Consider the following 22422-nt stretch of genomic DNA (forward strand, 5'->3'; position numbering starts at 1 on the left):
ATTCTTGGGGGAATGTTAAAAATTTGTTAGTTTAGCATCTTTAATACAGATATCCCTTGCAAGAAGCCGAACGTAAATTACTATCCCTATTGATGCCCGAAGGGCTTTTGGAATACTTCCAGATTTTAGAAGTCGATCAGGTCGACAATCAACTCCATATTTATTTAGATGAACTTAATATTGCTCCGAGAGGCTATGAGAACAGCAAGTTGGAGTCAAAGGGTTTTATGCCTTCTACTGAAATTTCAGACTTTCCCATTCGAGGCCAGAAAGTTACGCTACATATCCGCCGTCGTCGATGGACGGTACTGGATACCGGAGATATCATCACAAGAGATTGGAACCTGGTGCGTGATGGCGCTCGAATGACGACTGAATTCGGGCTTTTTTTAAAGAAGATATTTGGATAACCATCCTGTAAGCGCCCAATTGGTAGGTCTGTTCTTCCAAATGGACGGCAAGCAACTACAGGATCAATACAAGAACCACCTCAGTGATTTCCATGATTGGGACCAAAAGCCGCATGCAGAGAGCTGGACATTGTTCCCTGAAAACATCTCGGAACACCTGAGCATCGATGAGACCAGCTTTAGCAACGGTGAATTATATACCATTGTTAGCAGTAAATCGGCAAAAGGCCGTAAAGGGACGATCCTAGCAACTATTAAAGGCACAAAGGCTGAGGATATCATAGCTGTTCTTGAGCGAATACCCTTGCGATCCAGGAATAAGGTAAAGGAGGTGACCATGGATATGGCTCCCAACATGGCCAAGGCTATCCGTAGATGTTTCAGGAATGCCAGGCGTGTGGTCGATCGGTTCCATGTCCAAAAGTTAGCTTACGATGCCGTTCAGGAACTCCGTATCAAATACCGCTGGGAAGTCTTGGATGCAGAAAGCAAGAAGATAATGGAATCGCGGAAGCGGGGGATCCCATATGAACCCGAGTTGTTGCCCAATGGAGATACGCTCAAACAGCTATTGGCCAGATCGAGACACCTCCTGTTCAAGCATCCCAGCCGATGGTCAGAAAGCCAGAAAAACCGGGCTGAATTGCTGTTCATGCGGTTTCCCAAAATAAAGCTGGCTTATGATCTCGGAATTGCCTTGGGAGACATCTTCAACAAATGCCGGGACAAAAAGGTAGCATTTACCAAGCTTGGCCTGTGGCACAATCAGATCGAGAATGCGGGCATTGCTTCATTTGAGAGCGTAGCAAGATCCATTGCAGCTCATCATCAATACATTCTCCATTACTTCGACAACAGAAGTACTAATGCATCGGCAGAATCATTCAATGCAAAACTCAAAGCTTTCAGGAGCGTCTTCCGTGGCGTTAGGGACACAACATTCTTCCTGTACAGAGTGATGAAATTGTATGCTTAAAAATCTTTACCCCCCAAACTTTCGGTATGATCCCTCTTCCGTCCGAAATCAGATAGGGGTATAGCTGTTGTTATTTAGTTGCCTCTGGGAGCACCCCGTTTTTTACCTAACTTAAATCCATAACCGGTCGTCCATTCGATAAAGTCTGCTTTGCCGCCATGGGCTTTGATAGATACTCCGGCGAAAAAATCTTTGTATACTTTGTAACGGACGCCGGCTCTCAGGTACACCGGTGTGCTCTCGCCGTTGAACTTGTTTCTGTGGAGATATACGCCGACATTTCCGTTAAGGTATAGTCTGGAGTTTAGCACATGGTCAATATAAAAGGCTGGTCCATAGGAAAAGAGTGAAGAGAACTTGCCCGCCTTATCGCCCGCGATTTTCTCATCATTGCCGCTGGCAGAATAGAAAGCATCGAGACCTGCACCCAAACGCCATTTATAGCCTAAATGCTTACTGTAATAGGCGCCCAAAGTTGATTTGAAATATTGCCCGTCATGCTCCCGGTCGATCTGTTTGAAACCAAAAGCATAATTGAAATGCAATTCCTCAGTTTCTTCCATTTTTGGAACGTTACTTTTTCTAAAGTCAAAGGGTTTGTTTGTGGGAATGTAGGAGACGGAGAGGCTTAAAGGCAGCAAGTTGATTCCTGTGTTTGGTAGCGCTAATGCGCCGTTGCTAAAGTGATGGAACGCTACGCCCGCACCTACCTGAAACTTGCGGCTTAATCGATAGTTGGCCTGTAGCCCAAGGTCGATAAACACGTTGTTCTTACTTCCGATGATGAGATTAAAAGGATTTTCTTCTTCATTATATGGGTTAAACCGACCGGAAAGGCCCAGTGCGATGCGATAATTGAAGTTCCACCTGCTGTTTACTTTCGGTTTAATGGGGATGGCCACGAAGCCGTAAAACGCAAACGGACGGCCCAGATGCTCTTGACCGAAGGTGCTGCTGTATAGCCCCACTCCGTAGATCGGATAGTTATATATCTCATTGTAGATGCTTTTGATGGAGTCCTGAAACTGAGACTGGAAACCGACGCGGAAGTTGAGCCCACTGTAGTAAGAATCTGCCAGGGTCTGTTTGGTGCGCTCATTGAATTTGAGCTCACCACCACTCTCATGTTCCACTTGAAAAATCAACCTTGTTTTTGCGGGAGTACGGCTGCTGAGCGAATCCTTGGGGTTTTCTATTCTGGGAGTGACCTGCGCAGACGTACGATAGGAAAGAAGCGCGAAGACCACAAAAACAAGTATGCTTGATCTCATGAAATAAACGTTAGCGTTTTTTAAAAAAATTGTTGCAAAAATAAGAATGATTGACCATTGTAACAATATCGATTGACCACTTGCCGCCCTTGTTTGACAAATTGTCGCATTTCAGCTATCAAAAGTATTTCCTTAACACGGATCTTGGGCAATTGTTTTTTATAGGTTGTTAAGTATCTTGCATATGAAGAGCAATTTATCTAAGTTTGAGTTGAAAAGAAAAAGGAAATATGATTAAAAGCCTATTTAGAATGACTGCTGTTACATTCGCTTTAACAACAGCAGGGGTTACCTTGTTTGCCCAAACAGCCAAATTCGAATGGAAAGAAGCCTCGGAGGGTGGATACAGCTACAGGTATGTTACCAACGATCCGACCCATTCCAGATTTTACAAGCTGAAAAATGGTCTAACCGTCATCTTGAGTCCGACCAAGAAAGAACCTCGCATCCAAACTTACATTGCGACAAAAGCAGGCAGCAAGACCGATCCGAAAGATCACACTGGTCTGGCACACTATCTCGAGCATATGCTGTTTAAGGGGACTGATAAATTCGGCTCTAAAGATTGGGCAAAGGAAAAACCTTTGTTGGATCAGATCGATGCACTTTACGAAAAGTACAATAGTACGACAGACGAGACTCAGCGAAAAGCCATATATAAGGAGATTGATAGGGTGTCGGGCGAGGCGGCAAAATATGCGATCGCCAATGAGTATGACAAGCTGATGGCCTCTATGGGGGCTGAAGGAACCAATGCCTTTACCTCCTTTGAGCAGACTGTCTATCAGGAGCAGATTCCCAGCAATGTGATGGACAAATATCTTGCTGTGCAGGCTGAGCGGTTCAGAAATCCTGTGCTGCGCCTGTTCCACACCGAACTGGAAGCTGTTTATGAGGAAAAAAATATTAGTTTGGACAAAGATGGCCGTAAAGCAGTGGAAGCGATGTTTGAGGCGGCGTTTCCCAATAATAATTACGGTAAGCAGACGACCATCGGTACGGTGGAACATCTGAAAAATCCTTCGCTAAAAGCGATCCGTGAGTATTTCAACACGTATTACGTGCCGAATAATATGGGCGTCATCATGTCAGGTGATTTTGATCCGACGGAGGTGGTGCGCAAGGTGGATCAAAGTTTCGCTTTCATGAAGCCGAAGGAGATTCCCCCCTATACCTTTGAGCCTGAAGAGCCAATCTTGAAGCCCGTCGTTAGGGAAGTCAAAGGACCCGATGCCGAATTCATGTTTATGGGATTCCGTTTTCCTGGTGCTGCGACGAAAGATGCGCGGATGCTGAACTTGATGAGCCAGATACTGACCAACGGGTCCGCTGGTCTGATCGATCTGGATCTGGTAAAGAACCAAAAATTGCTGGGGGCAGGTGCTTTCCCGTATGTGCTTAAGGACTATTCTTTGCTCATCTTACAAGGGAATCCCGGACAGGGACAGCGTTTGGAAGAGGTGCAGCAGCTGCTGTTAGGGGAACTGGCAAAGTTGCGCAAAGGTGAGTTCTCAGATGATTTGATTGCCGCGATTGTCAACAATGCAAAAAAAGACGAAATTAAGCAAAATGAAAATTACGGTGACCGGGCGGAAGCATTGATGGATGCGTTCACCTCTGGTCAGGACTGGGCATCGGTAGTTGGCTACTCGGACGAACTGAATAAAATCACCAAACAGGATGTGGTAGACTTTGCCAACAAGTACCTGAACGATAATAATTACGTGGTGGTCTATAAGCGTAAGGGTGTAGATACCAATGTCGTCAAAGTCGTTAAGCCGGAGATTACGCCTGTGACGGTCAACCGTGACGATCAGTCCGATTTCTTAAAACAGGTAGAAGCCATGCCGGAGGATAAAATTCAGCCCGTATGGGTCGATTACCAAAAGGATGTGCAAAAAGCCACCGCACATGGTTTGCCTGTACTGGCAGTGAAGAATGCGGACAACGAACTGTTCTCCTTGTCTTACCGTTTTGACGTGGGCAAATGGAACAATAAATTGCTTTCACTGGCTGCAGGATATCTGGAATTTCTGGGAACTAAAGACAAGTCCAGTGAACAGTTTAGCAAAGATTTCTACCAATTGGCATCGGACTTCTCCGTATCAGCAGGAAATGAAGAAACGGTGGTTTCGATCTCAGGGCTGAATACAAACTTTGGGGCGACACAGGACCTGATACAGGATCTGTTGCGCAATTGTGTGGCGGATCAACAGGCCTTCAAAATGTATATCGCTCGCCTTAAGAAAGCAAGAGCAAATGCCAAAGAAAATAAGGGTGCCATCATGGAAGGGCTTAAATCGTATGCCAAATATGGACCTAAAAATCCATTTAACAATGTGTTTACGGATGCAGAACTGGATGCACTGAAAGCTGAGGACCTTGTTGCTACCCTCCATGATCTGGCCAACATGAAACACAGCTTGCTTTACTTTGGACCTTTGTCTGCCAGCGAATTTGTGGCCAAGGCCAAGCCTTTAAAACAGGGGGGTGGAAATTACGTCGAACCGGCAAAGGGGCTTGTGTTTAAGGAACTGCCTACAGCTAAAAATCAGGTGCTCTTTGCGGACTTTGATATGAAGCAGGCTGAGGTATTTTGGTATAGGACATCTGCTGCTTACGATAACGCCTTGACACCTACGGTTGCCCTATTCAATAATTACTTTGGAGGCGGTATGGGAAGTATCGTATTCCAGACAATCCGCGAATCGAAAGCCTTGGCATACTCGACGTACGCGTTTTATGGACAGCCGTACAAAAAACAAAACCACTATACCGTGGGAGCGTACGTGGGTACGCAGGCGGACAAATTTAACGAAGCAATCAAAGGCATGAACGAGCTGTTGAACGTGCTTCCCGAAAGTGCAAAAGGGCTGGATATTGCCAAAGTCAGTTTGCAGAAATCCATTGCCAGCGAACGGGTGCTGAATGCCGCTATTCTTCACAGTTATCTGGCAGCCCAAAGATTGGGAAATACGACGGACATTCGTAAAGTAGTCTATGAGCAGGCTCCTAAACTGTCTTATGCAGATCTGAATGCCTTCCATAAGAACGAGATGAGCAACAAACCCTACGTGTATTGTATCGTGGCGAAGGAAGAGAACCTCAAGCAGGAAGATCTTGCCAAGTTGGGTGAGGTCAAAAAAGTGGATTTAAAGGAGTTGTTCGGTTATTAATCTTCTTTTTGTCCCTTATCCGGCTCCTGTTCGTAAGCCATTCGTATCTCGTTCGGCTTTTGTTCACTGATTGTCCACATTCCGCCCACTCTTTCTCTACATTAACAGTAGGGAAGGAGTGGGCAAAGAGTAGGGCAATAGTATAAGGTTTGCGAACAAGGTACGAACATGGGGCGAAGCACGTCCAAAGGTGCAACGAAAAGAAATACGTGCTTTTGTCAAAATCTTGCGATTTCTTCAATCTGTTCGTTGATGAACTGCAAGGTGTCTTCTTTGAATAGTTCCCCCTTGTCATCCAGTTCGTTCTGAACATGTGGGAGAAATATTTTAAGCGGGAGGACATGCATTCTGAGGTAATGGCATATGCCTGTCAGATGATCTATTCCCCTGATGTTGCCATATCGCCCTGAAGATAATCCGACCAATGCAACTTTTTTGTGATAAAAGCTGATGGGGAAAGTACAGCAGTCGATAAAGAGCTTGAGTGCGCCGGGGATGCTCCCATTGTATTCGGGCGCAATAAAAATAAACATTTCAGCATCGCTGACCTTCTGCTGTATAGGTTCAAATGCAGTACTTCGCCTCCCGTATAGATCTGTTTCCAATATATTGGGCGGAAGATCCGATAAAGAGAGAATTTCGTTCTCAATGGACTTACGATTAAGCAGTTGCTGGTAGCATTTTGCTATTTTAAACGTTTTACTATTTGGACGGTTTGTTCCGGATATTATTAAAATCATTGTGCTGTTGATACTTATAAAAAGCACTATTTCGAAGTGGATACATATCTTGATTTTTTGTATCTTAGCATCCTGAGGATATGTGCTTTTGATCCTTCAAAAGTACGAAATATGCTGCATTTGTTCTGCTCTTTCGTCATGAGCGTGAATATTTTGGCAGATTAATCTTCGCAAAAGTGAAATGTAGTGCACAGAGACATTTTAATTAAGAAAGGTTTTCATTCAAGATGGGAAAAATAATCGCAATCGCAAACCAAAAAGGAGGAGTCGGAAAGACCACAACGTCAATCAATCTGGCGGCAAGTTTAGCGGTTTTAGAATATAAAACACTGCTGGTGGATGCGGATCCGCAGGCCAACTCGACTTCTGGGATCGGTTTTGACCCTCGTACAATTACAGCAAGTGTATACGAGTGTCTGGTAAACGACCTGGACCCGAGGGAAGCTATCCAGCAGACCGAAACCCCGAATTTGGACCTTTTGCCTGCCCACATTGATCTGGTAGGTGCTGAGATTGAAATGATCAATATGCACGAGAGGGAGTATAAAATGAAAAAGATTCTGGATCAGGTCAAACAAGATTATGATTTTATTATCATCGACTGTTCTCCCTCCTTGGGCTTAATTACAATCAACGCTTTGTCGGCTTCGGATTCTGTCATCATCCCGGTGCAATGTGAATATTTTGCATTGGAGGGCTTGGGTAAGTTATTGAACACCATAAAAATTGTCCAGAACCGTTTGAATACCAGTTTGGAAATCGAAGGAATATTGTTAACCATGTATGATGTTCGTTTAAGACTTTCCAACCAGGTGGTCGAAGAAGTGAAAACGCATTTTACTGATTTAGTTTTTGATACCATCATTCAACGTAATACCCGTTTAAGTGAAGCGCCAAGCTTCGGTATTTCCGTCATTATGCATGACGCATCCTGTAAAGGAGCGATCAATTATTTGAATCTGGCACGTGAGATATTGCAGAAGAACGGACATCTTAATGAAATGAATACAACAGTAACCGCATAATATGGCAGCACATCAGCGTAAAACAGGTCTGGGAAAAGGTTTAGGTGCTCTATTAAATGATAGCGTAGATATTCCGGCTAAAAGTAATCAACAGGTTGAGGAAGCGCCGCTTGTGACCTCTTCTCCCATAAACAAAACGAAAGAAACGGGCAGTATTAGTCATGTCCGTGTGGAAGAAATATCGGTGAATCCCTTTCAGCCCCGTACAGAATTTGATCCAGTAGCGCTGCAGGAGCTATCGGAATCCATTCAGCTGCAGGGCTTGATCCAGCCGATCACCGTCCGGAAAATTTCAGATGGAAACTACCAGTTGATTTCGGGTGAGCGACGTCTACGTGCGTCGAGACTGGCTGGTCTTACGGAAATTCCAGCTTATATCCGTACCGCCAATGATCAGCAGATGCTGGAGATGGCGTTGATTGAAAATATCCAGCGTGAAAACCTGAATGCGATAGAGGTCGCTTTGAGTTTTCAGCGTATGATCGAGGAATGTAATCTGAAGCAGGAGGAGCTCGGAGAGCGTGTCAGCAAAAATCGCTCGACAGTAACAAACTATCTGCGTCTGCTCAAGCTACCACCGGTGATTCAGGCTGCAATACGCGACGGGGCCCTAACCATGGGACATGCCCGTGCGCTGATCAATATACCAGAGGTTGATAAACAGCTTTATATATTCAAACTGATCATCGATCAGGGATTGTCGGTTAGGAAAGCAGAAGAGCTTGTCCGTGAACTCCAGAAAGGTGGAAAGAAAAAGACAGGGAAAGAGAAGCCGGCAATGTCTTTTCAACTCCAAAAGATTGAAGATGACCTGGCCTCTAAATTTTCTTCACGTGTCAAGCTCAATCTGAAAAGCGCGAAAGGTAAAGGTGCCATCGAGATTCCTTTTGAGTCCGAAGATGATTTAAGCCGTATCCTTGAACTGTTAGATTGGTAGTATGGCCAAGTTAGTAAGTTTGTTCCTGGCCTTATTTGCCGTTTTGCTTGTCAACGGCCAGACTGTGGATTCAATCTCCAAGAAGCAGGTGACAACCGTTAAATCAGACAGTTTAAAGGCGAAATCCCTACAGGACACGGTGAAAAAGGAATCCCGAAAGGAGCGAAAGCGAAGAGAAAAAGAAGAGGCAAAAGCAAAGGAAAAGACGGTCTTCAAAGATTCTACACGTTTGGCAATCGAAGCTAAAAACCGGCAGGCATGGAAGCGCTCGCTCATCCTACCGGGATGGGGGCAATATACCAACGGCGGAGTCTGGTGGATCAAAGTACCGGCGATTTACGGCGGGCTATTGTCTACCGTGCTTGTTTTTGACTTCAATAACCGCTATTACAAGGAACTGCTGGGGGTACTGCAGGCCAGGGCGGATGGCCGGGCAGTGGAAGACCCGTATTATAACGGTGTTCCGGACCAGTCCATCATTCGGGCCAAAGATAATGCACGGCGCAACCGGGACCTGATGGTGCTACTGACGCTGGGGGTATATGGCCTGAATGTCGCCGAAGCATATATTGACTCCATGTTAAAATACCGTTGGAATATCGGCGAAGATAAACCCAAAAAAACAGCCCTTTCGATCGGTCCTACCTTGATGGATGCTGGGCTTGCGTCCGGCACGTATAGCTTTAAACCCACAGTAGGATTGAAATTATCCATGAAATTCAATTAAAAGTCTTCGTTATCACTACTTTTGTAGCTGTTTTTCGTGGGAATTTTTTAATTTTAAAATTATACTATACTTTATTTTCTAAATATATGAACATCGTTCTCTTGGGATATGGCAAAATGGGGCAGATTATCGAAAGATATGCACTTAAAAGAGGCCACCAGATTTTTTTAATTGTGGATGAAAATAATCGTCCCGGTCTGACAATTGATGATATCAAAGGAGCCGATGTCGCGATAGACTTTAGCATTCCGGCAGCTGCTCTGGATAATATGGATCTTTGTCTGGAAGCCGGCGTGCCTATTGTTGTGGGGACGACAGGCTGGTACGATCAGCTGGAACAGGTCAAGAACAAATGCGCAGAAAAAAATGGAACAATATTATATGGTTCGAATTTCTCGATCGGCGTGAATGTGTTTTTCCATGTCAATAGGATATTAGCCAAAGCTTTGCAACCTTACAAGCAATACGATGTTCAGGTAGAAGAAATTCATCATATCCATAAGCTGGACGCTCCGAGTGGGACGGCCATCACAATTGCTGAGGGAATCCTTGACAACAGTGACGTGAAAAGCAAATGGGTAAATACTGTTGTCGGTGAACAGGACGAAATTATTCCAAAACCGGACGAGCTGCTCATCGAAAGCCACCGTATCGAAGAGGTGCCGGGGACGCATACTGTACTCTACAGTTCTGAGGTGGATCAGATCGAATTCAAACATACCGCACATAGCCGTGACGGCTTTGCGCTGGGAGCTGTGGTGGCTGCCGAATGGCTAAATGGCAAGAAGGGTTTCTATCAAGTAACGGAAATTTTTGATTTTAATAAATAGTACTAATTAGTAGAATATGTGGTTAATTATCTTTGCGGTTTTAACGGCAATATCAGGTTATGGACTCTGGCAATTGTTTGTTAAGGCTGGCAGAAAAGGCTGGGAAGCAATCGTACCTTTTTATAGTCAATATATACAGGCCAAATTGACAAATAGACCGACATGGTGGGTGATCTTATTGCTGGTTCCCATTGTGAATGTGTTTATTTTCTATAATCTTTACCTAGACTTCATCCACTGTTTCGGCAAACGCCGGTTTTGGGAAAACGCGGCAGCGGTCCTTGTTCCGTTTATCGTGCTGCCAATGTGGGCAAAGGATAATAATGTGCGTTTTTTGAATGGCTTATATGCTAAAAACTTAAAAGCTGCTGCCCAGGAGGGCGTGGAACTGACGGAAGAGAAACGGGATGAAATTGAACAGGAATCCTATAAGGAATACAAAATTAAATATCCATATAAGAAATCGATGGTGCGGGAATGGGCGGATGCAATCGTATTTGCCACAGTTGCTGCCTCACTGATCCGGGGGTTTTTGATCGAAGCTTATATGATCCCGACGGGATCTATGGAACGCACTTTATTAATCGGTGATTTCCTGTTCGTTAGTAAGTTAAATTATGGCCCTCGCGTACCCAATACGCCCATAGCCTTTCCGTTTGCACACCACACCATGCCGGTGACAGGGGGGAAAGCTTATTCTGAGCTGATTGAATTGCCTTACAAGCGTTTACCCGGGTTTCAGAAAATTAAACGCAATGATGTTGTCGTTTTTAACTTTCCAGCAGGCGACACTGTCGCTCTGGAAAACCAGAATGCCAGCTATTATGATCTGGTAAGAGCTTACGGATGGCAAACGGTCAATGCACAGTTTACTATCCAAGCTAGACCCATCGATAAGCGGGAGAATTATATTAAGCGTTGTGTAGGCTTGCCGGGAGATAAGATCTTTATGAAGGATGCCAAACTGTTTGTGAATGACCAGCCCGGCTTCGATCCACCTGAAAGTCAGCTGGACTACATTGTGCTGACAGATGGCAGTCCATTGAATATGGACCGTCTGCGCGAGCTGCGTATTGAAGGTGGAGCCTCCGATCAGCAGCCCGGCGTCTACCAGCTGTTTATGACCAAAGACGAACTGGAGCTGGTAAAGTCCTGGTCGAATGTAAAAGAAATCAGAAGGAATACTGCTGGAGAAGGGGCTTATCCATATGATCCTCAATATAAATGGGATTTTGACAATTTTGGTCCGATTCTAATTCCGAAAAAGGGATGGACAGTGGCCCTCAATGCGCAGACGCTGCCAATTTACGAGCGCGCAATCCGTGTTTACGAAAACAATAAGCTGGAAAAGCGCGCGGATGGTATCTACGTCAATGATGTCAAAGCCGATCACTATACCTTCAAAATGGACTACTTCTGGATGATGGGGGACAACCGTCACAACTCGCTGGATTCCAGAGGCTGGGGTTTTGTTCCTGAAGACCATATTGTCGGTAAGGCACTTTTCACCTGGATGAGCTGGGATGATATCGGTACAGGATTATCCAAAATCCGCTGGAACCGTATTTTTAAAGGAATTCATTAAAGCACACCTTATTTCGCATAGGTATTAACGGCAAAGGGCTTTCATTCAGAAAGCCCTTTGCCGTTATAATGATTGTTATGCCACCAGGTTTACTTCAAACAGGCCAGATAGCGCTTGATGGTTTCTTCCAATCCCAAATACAGGGCATCTGAAATCAGTGCATGCCCGATGCTCACTTCCAGTAGCTCGGGGATATGCTGATTAAAATACTGTAGATTATTGAGGTCAAGGTCATGCCCCGCATTGAGGCCCAGGCCAACTTCGCGGGCCTTTAATGCTGCTTTAAAATAAGGTTTGATTGCCGCTTCCTTGTCAAAACCATATTCACTGGCGTAACCCTCTGTATATAGTTCGACCCGGTCGGTACCTGTTGCGGCTGCAGCCTCCACCATTTCTTCCACAGGATCAACAAAGATGGACACCCGTATACCTGCGTCCTTAAACAATTTGCACATATCGCTTAGATAGTCTTTGTGCTTAATCGTATCCCAGCCATGATTGGAGGTCAGCTGTCCCAGAGTATCGGGAACGAGTGTCACCTGAGCGGGCTTGTTGGCCAGTACAAGATCAACAAACTTCTGTTCCTGGCAGTTCCCTTCGATATTCAGCTCGGTCTGGATCTCGGCCTTTAGGTCAAATACATCCTGATAGCGAATATGTCTCTCGTCAGGTCTGGGGTGTACGGTGATACCCTGGGCACCAAAACGTTCGCAGGCCAGAGCTGCAGCAAGCAGATTCGGGTTGTTGCCCCCCCTTGAATTTCTGAGCGTTGCGATTTTATTGATATTTACGGAAAGTCTGGTCATTTTTCTTTATGTTATGATGTAAAAATACAAATAATATCTATTTTTTTTTAACTTGCATATATGGATGGAATCGATTACAGCTTGTTTAGTGGCTTTCGCTTATTGGACGTTATTGATATCATATTAGTAGCGATCATTATCTACTATATCTATAGTTTGATCCGGGGCACGATTGCTGTGAATATCCTGATTGGGGTCGCCCTGTTTTACGGCGTCTATATTGTCGTGAAACAAATGCATATGCGTTTGCTGACCGAGATATTCGGCGGATTTATTTCTGTCGGATCTATTGCACTAATTGTTGTCTTCCAGCAGGAAATCAGACGGTTTTTACTCCATGTCGGCAAAAATATTTCCATGAAACGAAAGAAGGTTTTTTGGTCTTTTTTGGGCAATAAGAAAGCCATTCAAAAAGATTTAACGGAAGATCTTCGGCCTGTCATCGAGGCTTGCAGAAGCATGTCACGAACCCGGACCGGAGCACTGCTGGTTTTCTCCAAATACTTTGATGAGGAATATTACCAGAGTAGTGGTGAATATATCGATGCACAGATCTCAAAGCGCCTGATTGAGAGTATTTTTCATAAAAATAGTCCACTGCATGATGGGGCGGTGGTCATCGTGGATTTTAAGATCATGACAGCTTCCTGCGTGTTGCCGTTGTCGGATAGCGAAGACCTGCCCTTGCAGTTTGGATTGCGGCACCGTGCGGCAATAGGTGTTACGGAAATCTCGGATGCTGTTGCGGTGATTGTCTCTGAAGAAACCGGGGAGATCTCATTTGCAAAGGATGGCAACGTGAATATGAACGTGTCGCCCGAAGAATTGGAACAATTGCTAAAAGACGAATTATAAAAAATGGGCACCTATAAAGTACCCATTTCTTTCTATTATTGTCGGTTAGAACACGCTTTTACTAGCATTTTCCACCTGTTTTTTGTTTTGTCCTATTTTTTTGCTGCATTAAGGACTTGAGTATTTAGCTTGATGTATTCGCTATTTTTACCCTCGGTCGCTACTTCTACCCCTTTGGTGGCGGTTTCGATTGCGCCTTTTTTATCGCCTGCTTTCAATTGCGCTTTTGCTTTCCAGTACAGCACGTGAGCAGCTTTCGGCTGTGCTTTAGCAGCTTCGTCAAACCAAACTAGTGCTTTATTCAGATCGAGGTTGTTATTGAAATAGTATTGAGCGGCGGCAAAATACGGTTTTTTCTCGCCCTTCATGGCCTCGTCGATGGACGCCAGAATCTTCGCCTGCTGCTCCACTTTCAGATCGACTTTTATGGCTGTTTTTTCCCAGGCAAGGCTGAGTACGGCACTGGTGGGTGTTACATTGTCAAAGGAGATCGTGAATGTCTCCACAGCTGTATTCAGCGTTTGTGGTTTAACGTTAAAACGAAGGGCATCTTCAGCCTGATTATAGGTATAAGCTCCCCATTGTTTGGTGTTTTTGCTGATGATCACTGTCCATTCTGATTTATTGGGAATGGTAAACAAGGCGTAGGTACCTGCTGCGAGTTTATGGCCGTTTAAGCTGACATCCCCTTCAAATGTCAGTGTAGTATTGGTATTAGCACCCGTGCGCCATACCTCGTTATATGGGACAAGCTCGCCAAAAATTTTACGGCCATTCATGCTCGGCCTGCTATAGCTGAGGGTCACATTTTCGATTCCCAGTCCCTGTGTGACTGTCTGGGCGCTGCTAGCAGCAGGTAGCTTCAGCTGCGCAGAGGCTGCGTTTGCGGTGAGCAGCAGAACGGCAGCTGTAGCAATGGTAAAAAAACTTTTTTTCATCTGTTTACATGTTTGTTTGTCAATATTTGTGATCTTTTATCCGTTTTTTCCGACTTGATGACCTTTAACAGCAAAGAATAAAATATATAAATAAGCTGGCACCATAGCAAAGAGGAAGGCATGCTGAAAATCTACATGTAGGGTATCTTTAAGGTATCCATAGATCAAGGGCCAGATCGCTCCACCGGCGATACCCATAATCATGACACCCGAACCCACTTTCGTAAAACGGCCCAGTCCCTTGATACCGAGCGGGAAGATCGCAGGCCACATCAGGGCGTTTGCCACACCCAGAAGCGCGACAAAAATGTAGGAAGTCAAGCCTGTGGAGAAAGCTGAAATTGCTGTGAATGCAATTCCGACCAATGTACAGATGCGCAGCGCCGTCTGCTGGGAGACAAAGCGTGGGATCGTAATAATCCCGATAAAATAACCGACGAGCATGCAGACAAGGGTAAATGTTGTTCCGTATTTCACAAAAAACGGCGGTAAGGAAAGCAACCGGCCGTAGGTGCCGATAATATCGCCTGCCATGACCTCCACGGCCACGCAAAAGAAAATAGCAAGAAATCCGAGAAAGAGGTGTGGAAATTGGAAGATGCTTGTCTTCCTGGTGCCTGCAACAGCTGCTTCATCAGACTCTTCTTCTTCCTTGTTGACATCCACATCAGGCATTTTGACAGCAAATACGATGATGGCCAGAATCGCTACACCTACTGCAACGCCGATATATGGACCGTGTAGCCGTTCGGATAGTTCTGCTAATAACGCATCGTGTTCGGCACCAACCTTAAGTTCTTTGATTTTGCTGGATATCGTGTCGTAATCCTTTAACAAGATACTGCCCAGGACCACGGGAACGATCATGCCCGCCGTTTTGTTAAAGATGCCCACAATGGAAATCCGCTGGGCAGCACTTTCTATCGGGCCAATGATACTTAAATAGGGATTAATAGCTGTCTGTAATAAAGCCATACCTGAGGCTTGGACGAATATAGCAATCAGGAAAAGCTGGTAGCTTAAGTTTGACGCTGCCGGAAGGATGATAAGGGCACCGATGATAATTAGGACCAAACTGGCGACAAGCCCGTTTTTAAATCCAATTTTGCTCAAAATCCATGAACTGGGTAAGGCTAGAAAAAAATAGGCAATATAAGAAGCAAAAAGAATCAGAAAGGCCTGGGTATCTGTTTCCAGATTAAATGCCAGCCGTACGAAAGGAATCAACGCTCCGTTGGCCCATGTAATGTAGCCCAAAATAAAAAATAGTGCACAGCAAATGAGCATAGGGACTATTGCTGTTCTACCCGAATTAGGATTAGTGGTCATTTTTTTAATTATATTTAGTTAAGTTATCGTTCTCGGACCAGAATCAGTACAAAGAGTCGTTAAGCAAACGATTGCACGCTATTTTTACTGAATTTTTAGTTATCCATCCTACAAGACTACTTAATTTTCTTGAATATCGGAAATAAAAAAAGGGGTATTTTGCTAATTATTTGGCAAAAAAAAGAAGAATAAATTATAAAAAATATTCTTCTTTGGGTAGCAATCTTGTCGATTTTCGAATATTTATCCGGAAGTAAATCGAGTTAGCGTACAGCACCTTATTTTGGTACAATGGCCACTGTAAGTCGTGAGATACAATTCAGCTTATTGAAGCGGTCGTACATTTTGATTTCCCAGACATGCGTTGAGCGGCCGATATGGATCGGGCTGCATATGGCGGTGATTACGCCGCTACTGACCGGCCTCAGATGGTTGGCATTCACTTCCAGGCCCACGCCTCGATATTTTTCGGGGTCTACCACCAAGTTGGAGGCAATACTGCCCAAAGACTCGGCGAGGACAACGGAGGCACCGCCATGCAGTATTCCATGGGGCTGTTTCACCTTGTCGGTCACTGGCATGGTGGCGGTAATGCTGTTGTCGTCAATCTGGGTCGCCTGAATTTCCAGCAAGCCTGACAGGTACTTGTTAAAAAAAACGTTTATTTCGTCAATGTTGTAGTGCTGAAACCAGATTTTTGACATCGTCAGAGTTTAAGTAGCGTTCCTGAATGATAATACGATGGTGGTTGAGGTGACCTGCAATCACATACAATAGTGCTTTGACGCTGACCAGACGTTCGGAGGCCATGCCTTTGCGCTCCAGTTCCGCCTCATTAAAGCTGTTGAATAGCATCATATTGGCTTTACGTAGATAGGTGAATTCTTTGCTCAGGCTTTCTAACGTCCGCTCGTTGTAGCGGGAATACTGTATTAGATAATCCTGGTCATAGCCTGTCAGCTCTTTCAGGTCGTTGCGTGAAAAACGTAAGGCACGGTAGGCCATGATGCGTTCGTTGTCGATCACATGGCCGACGACTTCTTTGATAGTCCATTTGTCTTCCGCGTATTTGAAGTTACCTCTTTCCTCTGGAATGGAGTCTAAAAATGCAGGAAAGGAAAGTATCTGTTCTTCCAATGCATCCAATACGTTGTCATCGACTACAGTCTCTATGTACGGCGCGTAGACTGCTGGATATTCGTCAGATTTGAGTGGCTTCATATTTTAAGTTACTTTTTAAGATTATTCGAAATGTTGTTCCTTTACCTATTTCAGATTCTTTCACAAAGATTTGACCCTGATGATACCGGACCATCCGTTTGGTCAAGCTAAGGCCCAGTCCCCAGCCTCTCTTTCGCGTTGTAAATCCGGGCTGGAATATCGAGTCAAAATCTGAGCGCGGAATTCCTTTACCCGTATCACTAATGTCTATAAAAATTTCTTCTTTCGCAATATTTTCTGAAATATTAACAGTTATCTTTCCTTCTGTGCCAATGGCATTTACTCCGTTTTTCAATAAATTTTCGATGATCCAGTCGAACAATGGGACATTGAGTTTTGCCTCGACATGTTTATCTCCGGTTAACTCAAACGTGATTTTATTGCTTGTGCGTACCCTGAAATAATCCACATAATTTTCGATGACCTCATACAGATTGTGGTTGGTCAATACGGGTGTCGATCCGATCTTGGAGAAGCGGTCGGCCACGATTTCGAGCCTCTTGATATCGTTTTCCATCTCATTAAGGGTATCGTCTTCCTCCGCGTCAAATTTGATACGAATGAGCTCTAACCATCCCATAAGCGACGATATAGGAGTGCCCAGCTGGTGCGCGGCTTCTTTTGTCAAACCCACCCAGACCAGGTTCTGCTCAGATTTACGGATCGAGTTGAACACGGTATAAGCAATAATTAAGAACAGTGCGATAAGCGATAATTGGACATAAGGGAATACGCGCAGCTGCTGCAAAAACCAGGAATCTTTATAATATACATGCCACTTTTGTCCATTCTCCAACTCCAGTGTGATGGGCGCATGGCTTTTCTTCATGAAGGCAAGCTGCTTCTGAAAATATTCGGGGTCGTAGTCCAGGTGTTTTGTAACAGAATCATTGTGCATCGGCTTGATATTCGTCTTTGTGGAGTCCAGGTTTCTCCAAAAAATAATTTCTTCCTTGTCATCAGTGATAATTGCAGGTAAGTTCAGACTGTCGCGAACTGCATAGATAAACGTGATAAACTCATCATCGACATCGGGCATGGTCATGATGTTTTTCGTACTCATGGCCCAGACCTGTGCTTTGGAACGTTCGGCATGGGCGAGATTGCGAACGAGATAATTGGTATAGACCAATGAAGCAACGGCGATAACTGCTGCAAATATCAGCAGGATAAACTTCCAGCGTTGTTGGCTTATCTGATAAGGTTTCATGATGTGCTATTCGTCTCTTTACCGCAAATTACTGAATAAATGTCTGTTTTCTGCACTTTTATTTCAGCTTGGGAGGGGTGCTGATGTCCAAATCAAAATTTTTGTGGTAATTTTGCGGCATGAGTTCAGAAAGAAAAGTAAGAGTGCGTTTTGCACCTAGTCCCACGGGTGGTCTGCACCTTGGAGGCGTACGTACAGCGTTATTTAATTTTCTCTATGCGCGTCAGCATCAGGGAGATTTTATTTTACGTGTCGAGGATACGGATCAGACTCGTTTTGTGCCCGGAGCGGAAGAGTATATCAACGAATGTCTGGCTTGGTGTGGCCTGACACCGGATGAAAGCCCTTCAAAGGGCGGGAAATATGGTCCTTATCGGCAGAGCGAAAGGAAACCAGCTTATCGTCAATATGCCGAACAACTCGTTGCTGGGGGCTATGCTTACTACGCCTTTGATACAGCTGCGGAACTGGAGGAGCAGCGGAAGCTGCAGCCTAACTTCCGCTACAGCCACGAAAACAGGCTGCAACTGCGCAATTCTTTGAGCCTTAGTGAAACTGAAACTCAACAATTATTGGAGTCCGGTGCGCCGTATACAATTCGGATAAAGGTTCCTACAGATGAGACGGTCACGTTTACCGATATGATCCGTGGGAAAGTGGCTTTTGATACCAATCTGGTTGACGATAAGGTACTGCTCAAAGCAGACGGCATGCCCACCTACCATCTGGCGGTCGTGGTGGATGACAAGGCTATGGAGATATCTCATGTCTTCCGTGGTGAAGAATGGTTGCCCTCGGCTCCGATCCATATATTATTATGGGAGTACCTGGGCTGGGGAGACAGCATGCCTGCATGGGCTCATTTGCCATTGATCCTCAAACCGGATGGAAATGGGAAATTGAGTAAGCGTGACGGCGACCGTCTGGGATTCCCGGTCTATGCCATGAACTGGACGGATCCTAAATCTGGGGACACCACCAAAGGATTTCGTGAAATGGGGTTCATGGCCGCGGCATTTGTCAATATGTTGGGGGTGCTGGGCTGGAACGATGGTACAGAACAGGAGCTGTTCTCGCTCGACGAGCTGATACAGAAATTCAGTGTAGACCGTATCAGCAAGGCTGGGGCGAAGTTTGATTTTGAAAAGGCAAAATGGTTTAATCACGAATGGATCAAGCGTTCTTCAGGCGAAAGCCTGCTGCCGCAGGTCAAAGAGGTGTTGGCCCATCATCAGGTTGACGCCGAAGAAGGCTATATTGGACGTGTGCTGGATGCCATTAAGGAGCGTCTGACCTTTGTGGAAGATTTTTGGGCACAGGCTTCTTTCTTTTTCGTGCAGCCAGCTGAATATGATCTGAATGCCGTGAAGCCAAAATGGTCTGCGGAGAAAACAGCATTTTTTGAAAATATCATTCCGTCATTTGAAAATTTTGGCAATTGGGAAGCACCTGCTCTGGAAGCTTTCTTCAAAGATGCCATTCAGGCTTCGGGTATGAAAATTGGCGAATTAATGATGCCGTTCCGGATTATGCTGGTGGGCGGTAAATTTGGTCCTGATGTATTCCAGATCGTCGAGTTATTGGGGCAGCAGGAAGTGGTGGCCCGCATCCGAAAAGCACTTGTTGAATTTGGAGCTTAAGCTACCTCATCATATATCTTATCGGAAGGCTGTTGCAAACTGAAATGCAACAGCCTTCTTTTATAAATAGGGCAGCCGCAGCCGCATGAAAAGTGTTTTAACAGGGCCAAGCAGAAAAATCGTACAGGTAACCGCTGCCCCTAATATGCCCAGATAAGTAAATATCTCCATATTGCTGAGCAAAGAAGCTTGCTGGCTTACGGTAGCGCCCAGTTTTTTCGTGGCCAGAAGCCTGGCAAGGTTGTCACCATAAGTACCGCTATAGTTGAGCACCAGCGTTTCCCAATAGGATCCGATGATCGGGTTGCTGCTGTTCAGCGTCTGTTCGAGCTGCACGAAATGTTTTTGATTGAAGGTATAACTGAGGTTTTGAATCAGTGCGAAACCCATATTTGTGCTCCAAAACCGCACAGTTGTGCCCATCAGTCCTGCATTGCCGACGTGATGTGAAGCGACACCTGTCAAAATATAGATGACAAGGGGCGTAAAAAGCCAACCTTGTCCTACCCCTTGGATGAATAGGGGAAGGCCTACGGTCGTCATTGTGGTGTCGGGATAGCATGCGGGAACAAACAGAAAACAGGAAGCTGTCAGCAGCAGGAAACCCGGTCCAAAAATATATTTTGGGCTAACGTCTTTTAGCAACAGCAGGCCCGAACTGCCGACCCCTATGATCGTGCCGGCGACATTGATATATTGAATATCAACGACGTAATGCCACGGCCATTTCCAGACGGAGGCCATCACCGTATACACATTATTGAGGCCGCTACGAATGATATAAAAAAGGGCGAAGAGCAGGGTACCATACAAGATATTTCTGTACCGTAACACATCAAAGTGGAACAGCGGGCGTTTAACCAGAGATTGTTTGAGAACAAATAGGGCACCAAAAATAAGGAACAGGGACGAGTTGACGATAATACTACCATGCGCAAACCAATAATATTTGCGCCCATAAATCAGCACATATGCACCACAGCTGAGCGATAGTAAGAGGAAAAGACAGCTTGCGAGATCGATCTGATAAAGGGGGAATTTTCTGCTTAATCGATTGTTGTTCAGGAAAACAACTGCAATGGCGATGACAATCAGATGCCAGTAAAAAACTACCCGGATCATATCCTCCCAACCATAGTCCATAATGCTCTCTTTAAGCAGGGAGGTTGTTATGGTCCCGCCTGTCAGCATGAAGGTATATAAGAAAAAGTAGGCGATAGTCCGGCTTTTAGGATGTTTGATCTGCATCATTGCCAGGGGTAGGAAGCAAGCTCCCTCGAGCACGCAGAAAATACCTTCGGCAACACGGAGCACACCAATGACGAAAGGATCTCTCGTTAATGAAATACCCAATAAGATAAGGATAGAGATCGAACAGCTCAACAGAATATATGTCCGCACTCTGAAATAAGAAAATAACCGCTGGAAAGTCAACAGCGCTACCACCACAGCGCCATACATCAACGAAAGAAAGTATTGGATGTCTTCCAGCTCAATGCCTAAGGCCGAAGCTGTAAAAGCAGTATTGGAGTGGAATAACGTCAGTAGCATAAGATGTGGAAACATCGCCAGGATCATCAGCGGCAATTTTATCCACTCAGGTACCCAGCCATAATATAATGATTTGTCTGCGCTCATGATTCATTAGGATTGATGAACGGCGTGCACAACCACGTTCATGCCTGCACGCAGTTTTGATATATTCTGCTGTGGTAAGAAGACGATTTTGATCGGGATACGCTGTTCGATCTTGACGAAATTACCCGTTGCGTTGTCCTGTGGAATGACTGAAAATCTGGAACCCGAGGCAGGGGAAAACGAGTGGATCTTTCCCTTAAAATGCATTTTTGGAAATGCGTCCACCTGGATGATCACTTCAGTCCCTTCCATCAGATCTTCGATCTGTGTCTCCCTGAAGTTGGCGTTGATCCATTTCTCTTCACTGACGACATTGACCAAGGTCTGCCCTTCTTTCACAAACTGTCCCGGCTGGATAGATCTTTTGCCGACAAATCCATCATAAGGTGCGGTGACTACGGTATAGGAGAGGAATAGGGCCGCATTGTCTCGGGCAGCCTTTTTCAGATCGATATTGGCCTTGGCAGGCAGCTGACTAGCCTTGTCCTTACTGGTACTTAATAAAGCAGCGTTGTATTCCTCCTGACTGGTGTGGAGCTGGGCCAACGCCATATCGTATGCAGCTTTCGCATGATCATATTGCTGCCTGGTGGCAGCATCCGCTTCAAGTAGGCTTTTATAGCGGTTATAATCTTGTTCGGTCTGCCACACGCTGACCTTTGCAGCTTCTAGCTTCGCCTTTTGCACTGAAATGTTATTGGCGGTAACATGTACATTTTTGGCGATGACTTCGGCGTTCTGCTGGCTATTGCGCAATTCGGCGCTGGCCATGGCTACCTTGGTCTGGTACTCGCCTGCATCGAGGATGACCAGCGTGTCCCCACGATGGACATATTGGTTTTCCTCGAACCGTACCTCTTTCACAAATCCGGGGATTCTGCTGGCGACCGGCGTTACATATTGATCGACCTGCGCGTCATTGGTCGTTACGTGCCGGCTGGTAAACATCAGATGGTTAATGAGTATGCCTATACCAACCAAAAGCAGGGCAATGGCAAATACAACGAGAAGTTTATTGAACCCAGCTGCCTTTTCTATTTTTTCCTTTTTACTCATGATATCAATCTATTTTAGACCTCTCTGTATTCTGACGCTCCAAGTATTACAC

At 45.2% G+C, this 22422-nt stretch carries 20 protein-coding genes; 10 read left to right on the forward strand and 10 right to left on the reverse strand.

Features of this window, described 5'->3' with window-relative positions; genetic code table 11:
* Positions 1–56 precede the first annotated feature (56 nt).
* Positions 57–410, forward strand: a complete 354-nt coding sequence (locus tag FGL37_RS09200; protein ID WP_028071802.1) for an ISAon1 family transposase N-terminal region protein — start codon at positions 57–59, stop codon at positions 408–410.
* Positions 403–1386, forward strand: coding sequence for an ISAon1 family transposase (locus FGL37_RS09205; protein ID WP_232048664.1), 984 nt, complete (start codon positions 403–405; stop codon positions 1384–1386). Before FGL37_RS09200 ends, FGL37_RS09205 begins: the two co-directional genes overlap by 8 nt.
* Before the next feature lie 74 nt (positions 1387–1460).
* Here the strand turns inward: FGL37_RS09205 and FGL37_RS09210 are convergent, their stop codons facing one another.
* The gene (locus FGL37_RS09210; RefSeq protein ID WP_051607284.1) at positions 1461–2657 is read right to left on the reverse strand and encodes an acyloxyacyl hydrolase; all 1197 of its coding nucleotides are present in this window, start codon (positions 2655–2657) and stop codon (positions 1461–1463) included.
* 230 nt (positions 2658–2887) lie between these two features.
* Here FGL37_RS09210 and FGL37_RS09215 point away from each other — a divergent pair, with 230 nt between their 5' ends.
* Entirely contained in the window at positions 2888–5833 is a 2946-nt protein-coding gene (locus FGL37_RS09215) for a M16 family metallopeptidase (RefSeq protein ID WP_028071805.1), read from the forward strand.
* Between the two features lie 218 nt (positions 5834–6051).
* Here the strand turns inward: FGL37_RS09215 and FGL37_RS09220 are convergent, their stop codons facing one another.
* Positions 6052–6573, reverse strand: coding sequence for an NADPH-dependent FMN reductase (locus tag FGL37_RS09220; protein ID WP_028071806.1), 522 nt, complete (start codon positions 6571–6573; stop codon positions 6052–6054).
* A 227-nt stretch (positions 6574–6800) separates the two neighbouring features.
* Here FGL37_RS09220 and FGL37_RS09225 point away from each other — a divergent pair, with 227 nt between their 5' ends.
* The 5 genes from FGL37_RS09225 (at position 6801) to lepB (ending at position 11677) form a co-directional block, all read left to right on the forward strand.
* Positions 6801–7598, forward strand: coding sequence for a ParA family protein (locus tag FGL37_RS09225; protein WP_028071807.1), 798 nt, complete (start codon positions 6801–6803; stop codon positions 7596–7598).
* A 1-nt stretch (position 7599) separates the two neighbouring features.
* A complete protein-coding gene (locus tag FGL37_RS09230) occupies positions 7600–8535 on the forward strand; it encodes a ParB/RepB/Spo0J family partition protein (protein ID WP_028071808.1) in 936 nt (311 codons plus the stop codon).
* Position 8536: 1 nt separating this feature from the next.
* Complete coding sequence (locus FGL37_RS09235; protein ID WP_037534290.1) at positions 8537–9262, forward strand: DUF5683 domain-containing protein; 726 nt, start codon at positions 8537–8539, stop codon at positions 9260–9262.
* Between the two features lie 86 nt (positions 9263–9348).
* Entirely contained in the window at positions 9349–10092 is a 744-nt protein-coding gene (gene dapB / locus FGL37_RS09240; RefSeq protein WP_028071810.1) for a 4-hydroxy-tetrahydrodipicolinate reductase, read from the forward strand.
* A 16-nt stretch (positions 10093–10108) separates the two neighbouring features.
* The gene (gene lepB / locus FGL37_RS09245; protein WP_028071811.1) at positions 10109–11677 is read left to right on the forward strand and encodes a signal peptidase I; all 1569 of its coding nucleotides are present in this window, start codon (positions 10109–10111) and stop codon (positions 11675–11677) included.
* An 89-nt stretch (positions 11678–11766) separates the two neighbouring features.
* Here lepB and FGL37_RS09250 read toward each other — a convergent pair whose 3' ends face one another.
* Entirely contained in the window at positions 11767–12483 is a 717-nt protein-coding gene (locus FGL37_RS09250; RefSeq protein ID WP_028071812.1) for a pyridoxine 5'-phosphate synthase, read from the reverse strand.
* A gap of 60 nt (positions 12484–12543) precedes the next feature.
* On the opposite strand from FGL37_RS09250, the gene cdaA reads away from it, so the two are divergent.
* Positions 12544–13338, forward strand: coding sequence for a diadenylate cyclase CdaA (cdaA, locus tag FGL37_RS09255; protein ID WP_028071813.1), 795 nt, complete (start codon positions 12544–12546; stop codon positions 13336–13338).
* Between the two features lie 92 nt (positions 13339–13430).
* On the opposite strand, the gene FGL37_RS09260 is transcribed toward cdaA, so the two are convergent.
* The 5 genes from FGL37_RS09260 to FGL37_RS09280 form a co-directional block, all read right to left on the reverse strand.
* Positions 13431–14276, reverse strand: coding sequence for a DUF2911 domain-containing protein (locus FGL37_RS09260; RefSeq protein WP_028071814.1), 846 nt, complete (start codon positions 14274–14276; stop codon positions 13431–13433).
* A 36-nt stretch (positions 14277–14312) separates the two neighbouring features.
* Positions 14313–15605 carry a sugar MFS transporter gene (locus tag FGL37_RS09265; protein ID WP_028071815.1) on the reverse strand — a complete coding sequence of 431 codons (1293 nt, stop codon included), beginning with the start codon at positions 15603–15605 and terminating at the stop codon, positions 14313–14315.
* A gap of 278 nt (positions 15606–15883) precedes the next feature.
* Positions 15884–16309 (reverse strand): hotdog fold thioesterase, encoded by a 426-nt coding sequence (locus FGL37_RS09270; protein WP_037534292.1) that lies wholly within the window; start codon positions 16307–16309, stop codon positions 15884–15886.
* Positions 16275–16826 carry a DinB family protein gene (locus FGL37_RS09275; RefSeq protein WP_028071817.1) on the reverse strand — a complete coding sequence of 184 codons (552 nt, stop codon included), beginning with the start codon at positions 16824–16826 and terminating at the stop codon, positions 16275–16277. The genes FGL37_RS09270 and FGL37_RS09275 overlap by 35 nt, the downstream gene beginning before the upstream one ends.
* Positions 16807–18036: a sensor histidine kinase gene (locus FGL37_RS09280; RefSeq protein ID WP_028071818.1), complete on the reverse strand. Its 1230-nt coding sequence runs from the start codon at positions 18034–18036 to the stop codon at positions 16807–16809. The genes FGL37_RS09275 and FGL37_RS09280 overlap by 20 nt, the downstream gene beginning before the upstream one ends.
* Positions 18037–18155: 119 nt before the next feature.
* Between FGL37_RS09280 and gltX the strand changes: the two genes are divergently transcribed.
* Positions 18156–19676, forward strand: a complete 1521-nt coding sequence (gene gltX, locus FGL37_RS09285) for a glutamate--tRNA ligase (RefSeq protein WP_028071819.1) — start codon at positions 18156–18158, stop codon at positions 19674–19676.
* A gap of 60 nt (positions 19677–19736) precedes the next feature.
* Here gltX and FGL37_RS09290 read toward each other — a convergent pair whose 3' ends face one another.
* Together FGL37_RS09290 and FGL37_RS09295 are read right to left on the reverse strand one after the other, a co-directional pair.
* Positions 19737–21314 carry an MFS transporter gene (locus FGL37_RS09290; protein ID WP_028071820.1) on the reverse strand — a complete coding sequence of 526 codons (1578 nt, stop codon included), beginning with the start codon at positions 21312–21314 and terminating at the stop codon, positions 19737–19739.
* A 6-nt stretch (positions 21315–21320) separates the two neighbouring features.
* The gene (locus FGL37_RS09295; protein ID WP_028071821.1) at positions 21321–22370 is read right to left on the reverse strand and encodes an HlyD family secretion protein; all 1050 of its coding nucleotides are present in this window, start codon (positions 22368–22370) and stop codon (positions 21321–21323) included.
* Positions 22371–22422: the final 52 nt, after the last annotated feature.

It is taken from the genome of Sphingobacterium thalpophilum, assembly GCF_901482695.1.
Taxonomy (GTDB): Bacteria; Bacteroidota; Bacteroidia; order Sphingobacteriales; family Sphingobacteriaceae; genus Sphingobacterium; species Sphingobacterium thalpophilum.